We start from the raw sequence: 5,128 nt of genomic DNA on the forward strand, positions 1-5,128 counted from the left end.
TAAGTGGGCTTAATTAAATATAAAACCCTAAAACCTGCGGCGCACGCGCAGCGTGCGCCGCAGGTTTTAGCTCTGGATTTTAATTATGCTGAGGTACTTATTCATATTGCCGATCGCACCTTAATTGCATTTTATTAATTGCATTTTAGGCTTTCATCCTGTATGACGGTATATGACGATAAACAGCTAAAATTTTGATCTCATACCAAAGCTCAAAATGTCTACATCATTTTGAGCTTTGAAAACCCAGTAAGGGTTTGGTTTTCAATTCCCAAAAGTGTAGCCACACTTTTGGGAATTGGTATCAGATTAGTAGACACGGATTAGTAGACGTTTGAGCATTACAACATGGCACAATCAACCACTGCTAAACAGTTCGCAACTTCAACGGGTACAGTTCCCGATGTAGAGCTACAGCGAGTATTTAAGATGTTTGGGACAAATACTGTTGTCCAAGGTGTAGATCTACAAGTCCAGAGAGGCGAACTTTTCAGCATCTTGGGACCTTCAGGTTGTGGTAAAACGACTTTACTAAGACTTGTAGCAGGCTTTGAGGAACCATCCGCAGGGGAAGTGCTCATCCAAGGCAACCCGATGACCTATATCCCTGCCTATCAGCGTCCTGTGAATACAGTTTTCCAAAGTTATGCTCTCTTTGGGCATATGACCATTTTTAATAATGTTGCCTTTGGCTTAACGGTGAAAGGGGTTCCGAAGCCAGAAATCCAGCAAAGGGTTAAGGATGCCCTGAAACAAGTTCGTCTCGACCACCTGAGCGATCGCTATCCCAGTCAAATATCTGGTGGACAGCAGCAGCGAGTTGCCCTTGCCCGTGCCCTCGTTAACCGTCCTAAGGTGATCTTGCTAGATGAGCCCTTGGCGGCGCTCGATTTTAAGTTGCGTAAGGAAATGCAGGTCGAGCTGTCCAACTTGCAGTACGAACTGGGAATTTCCTTTATTATGGTCACCCACGACCAAGGTGAGGCTCTGGCAATTTCCTCTAGAATTGCGGTGATGAACCAAGGTCGCATTGAACAAATTGGCACGCCTGCGGAAGTCTACGATCGCCCCTCTTCAGCCTTTGTTGCTGACTTTGTCGGCGAAACGAATTTGTTTGAATGTCGAGTAATCGAGCAGGATGGGGCATTCGTCGAATTGCGATCGTCCACGGGTTTAGCGATCGTCGCTGCCAAGCCCCGCAATTGGCAACCTATCGCCGAGGCAGTCGTTAGCGTCAGACCAGAAAAAATAAAGCTCTCCACCGAATATCCAAACCAACCCTACAATACCTATCGGGGCATTCTTAATAACGTACTGTATTTAGGAGACCATTCCCAATTTGTCGTGGACTTACATGCTAGTGAAAATGTCCCCCCCGTTAGAGTGATGCTCGTCCGCTCCAATCACCAAGGTGAAAAGACCCCACCCTTTGATAGTCAGGTATATGTTTCGTGGATGCCTGAAGATTGTGTTGCCCTGCCAAAGACGACCGTAGTCTCCGCTGTTACCTCCTGAATATGAAGTCTAAATATTAAAGTCTAAATATTAAAGTAAAGTACGGAGACTCCACCGATATCCATGCTTGCCAAGCTCACCAGCTAATCAAAAGCTAATCAAAATAAGAATCTATGCTTATCTCTCGGCGAAAATTTCTTAGACAAACTGCCTATGCCACATCAGCTATAGCCAGTGCATCTACTCTCGCTGCCTGTGGAATTTTCGATCAGAGCCCCTCAACTTCCGATGCAGGTGGTGAGGACGTGACTCGCCCAGCAACCCAAGACAAGAAGACCTTGTACCTCTATGGTTGGGCTACCTATGTCAACAATCAAGAGGTTTTGGAGGGATTTACGAAGGAAACGGGGATCAAGGTGGTTGGCGATGCCTATGATGCGAATGAAGTCATGCTAGCAAAGCTAGAAACCTCGAATGGGCGATCGGGGTATAGCATCATTTACCCCAGCGATTATATGGTGTCGCAGATGCGGGATAAAAAGCTGCTTGCCCCACTCAACAAAAAGCTGTTACCAAATCTGACTAATATTGCTACAAACTATTTAGAATTACCCCACGATCGAGGGGCAGTATTTAGTATTCCCGTAAGCTTAGGAACGACGGGAATTGCCTACAACGTCGAGGCTGTGAAGTCGATCGTGGGTGAAGAACCCACGGATTGGAGTTACCTGTGGCAGCATAAAAATAAGTTGCGGATTACGCTAGTCAACGATCCGCGTGAAGTGATCGGGATGGCTTTGCATACCCTTGGTTATTCCTACAACAGTAAAGAGGAGACCCAGATCGAACATGCATTTCAAAAATTGCGGGAATTAATGCCCGCGATCGCTAATTTCAGTACCGACGCATGGCGCGATCCTCTTGCTTCGGGGGATTTAATGATGTGTATGGCGTTTTCAGGCGATGCCATTAGTTTGTCTCGGCAAAATCCGAATGTCAAATATGTTTTGCCCAATAATGGCACATCAATTTGGACGGATACGATCGCTATTCCCAGAGGCGCACCGAATATCGAGGGCGCTCACGCATGGATAAATTATGTGATGAAGCCAGAAATTGCGGCCAAAATTAGCGATGCTAATAGTTTCGGGACAACTAACAAACTGGCAAAATCTCTGATTCCTGATGATCTCAAAGCAATTAAGGCTTTGGAGCCATCAGAAACGATTATTGCCAAATGCGATCGCATTACCAAACTCGAGCCCGAAGCCCTTCAAATTTATGATGGTTTCTGGACGCGCTTAACCACAGGTTTAGGATAGTTTTTTTAGGCTCGCTACTATGACATCACCACATCGCAATAACCCAACTGAACCAATCTCGCTCAGCAATGCTCCTTTTCTTTGGGGAAATATTGCGCTTATCGCAGGTGTGCCTTGGCTAATGGCTTTGAGTATGGCTGGTTTAGCCGTAGGCGATCCCGTATTTCCCGAGTGGTTTGAGATTTTTTTGTTAGGGTTTCCTGCGATCGCTTTGGTGACTTGGGTGCAATGGCAACAGCCGATATCGCCATTTAGTTTATGGTTTGTGTCTAAACCAGTGCAAAATTTAAGCGATCGCGATCGACGGATCCTGACGCTCCTCAAGCAGCGCCGCAATGGTTGGTATACAACAGGATGGATCGCGGCAGCAGTGGCGCTGCTGATGAGTGCCGTCTTTTGCAAAATTTATATTGCGGCTCCCCTAGCTCAAGAGATCGCGCCCTTTCCTACAGGATTACGCTTATTGGGCGTGGTTTGGGCGGAGATTTTCTTTTTATTAAGTAATATTTTGCTGCAATCTGGGGTTTCAGCTCTACGGATCAAGTTAACAGATGAGTCGGAGCTATTAGGATTGCAACCCTTTGCCGTAGAAAAAATTAAAAATAGTTTTACGACGATTGGTTGGCAGTCGCCCCAACTATTAAAGTTTTTTGCAGAAGAAGCGATCGTTCCCCAAGATCCCACTCAATCCCAATCCGCTATCATCCCAGAGCTACAGGGATCGCCCAATCCTGAGAAATCTGAGCCCGATGATGCAGTTGCAATTACTGAAAATATCGATAAAAATATCGAAAATATCGCAGATCTAACAAGTGAGCCAGCGATCAAGCCTGAGATTGAACCTGTAATTGAGTCTGAGATTGAACCTGTAATTGAGCCTGAGATTAAACCTGTAATTGAGTCTGAGATTGAACCTGTAATTGAGTCTGAGAATGCGGTCAGTATTGATATCGAAGAACCCCTAGAATCTGAGAGGGTAATAACTTTAGATGATGACAAACTTGAAGAACCTGAATTAGCCCCAACTACACTAGAGCGATCGGAGCCTATTGCTGGTATAAATTTGAATTTAGATTTGAATTTAGATTTGAATTTAGAAACCCAGATTGCTAAAGAAATTGCAGAACTAGAAAATAGTAATCCCGTTGAAGAAAATATTATTGAAGTTGTTTTAGAAGATAGGGAAATAATTACTGAGTCCAACGTCCCTGATCCAGAGCTTGTCGAAGTTATTGAAGAGGCTGAGATTGAGATAGAGCTAACTGAAGAAATTATTTATTCTGAAGAAATTATTCATTCTGAAGAACTGCTATCAGTTGAATTACTGGCAGATGTGCAGGTTGAAACATTTCTATCTCAACCTGAAGTTGAGGAGTTTGAAAATCAAGAACCTGCTGAAACTGAGTTCAAGCAAGTCAGATCTATTGAAAAAACAATAGATATAAATATAGATATAGATGAGCAAAAAGATGTTCTTAATTCAGACAGTAGCGAAATTGAGGGAATAGAAACTTCATGGCAATCTACCGTTCAAGAAATTGCGGCTGAATCTTTAGTAGAAGTAAATTTAGAAACTGAAGATCTTGAAGATCTTGTTTTAGATACAGAAATCCTTAATGAGCCTGTGGTTATTAAGGATGTTCCTGTAGTCACCAAGGATGATGAAGAGAGTACCCAAGCACTAAATATTCAAGAACTAAATATTGTTGATAGCGAATTGGTTAATAGCGAATTGATTGATAGCGAAATAGTCGAAGCGAAAGGTTTTGATGATGAGTTAGATGAGCTTATCGCCTTCAATGACTATGTTGAAAATATTCTACAAGAATATCTAGGAGATGCTTGGCAAGAAACTGACGCAATTTCCGAGGAAACTGCTAACGAGTCGCTTAATTTAAACATTGAGTCAGACGCAGAAGCGATCGCTAAAGATATCGCTAAAAATAATGTCGAAATTGTTGCTAACGATCTTGATGCCACTATGAATGATATTGATGCAAATACAACGGAGATTCCTGCTAAGAGTGAAGCACAAACCACAAAAGATCCTAAATATTTGGTGCAGGAATTTTTAGTTGATAAGTTTTTAGCAAGACTAGAAGAGCTAAATAATGGCGAAAAAGTCACTAACAAATCAGCTAGTGAACCTCCAGAAAGCCCCAAGGTTGAGACCAATGATAATACCGATGAGTTTGCTGATTTAGAAGCCCTGCTCGACGATCGCCCCTTACCCAAGGATCTTGAATAATGCCAAGCTAAGAAATGGCTACGCCATTTCTTAGCTTGGCATCAAAGCCCAAAAGTAAAAGCCTTGCTTAGCAAGGCTTTTACTTTTGGGCTTTTAAAATTTG

General features: G+C 43.2%; 3 protein-coding genes. All 3 read left to right on the forward strand.

The genetic code is table 11. The features are described 5' to 3' along the window. Window positions 1-348: 348 nt before the first annotated feature. The 3 genes from AC805_RS02435 to AC805_RS02445 all read left to right on the forward strand — a co-directional run bounded on the left by AC805_RS02435 (window position 349) and on the right by AC805_RS02445 (window position 5,025). Complete coding sequence (locus tag AC805_RS02435; RefSeq protein WP_009627768.1) at window positions 349-1,515, forward strand: ABC transporter ATP-binding protein; 1,167 nt, start codon at window positions 349-351, stop codon at window positions 1,513-1,515. Between the two features lie 113 nt (window positions 1,516-1,628). Further along, complete coding sequence (locus tag AC805_RS02440; protein ID WP_055073953.1) at window positions 1,629-2,777, forward strand: PotD/PotF family extracellular solute-binding protein; 1,149 nt, start codon at window positions 1,629-1,631, stop codon at window positions 2,775-2,777. A gap of 19 nt (window positions 2,778-2,796) precedes the next feature. Then, window positions 2,797-5,025, forward strand: a complete 2,229-nt coding sequence (locus AC805_RS02445; protein WP_055073954.1) for a low-complexity tail membrane protein — start codon at window positions 2,797-2,799, stop codon at window positions 5,023-5,025. The last annotated feature ends 103 nt before the right edge of the window (window positions 5,026-5,128 follow it).

Origin of the sequence: Pseudanabaena sp. 'Roaring Creek' (assembly GCF_001402795.1) — a bacterium.
GTDB lineage: Bacteria > Cyanobacteriota > Cyanobacteriia > Pseudanabaenales > Pseudanabaenaceae > Pseudanabaena.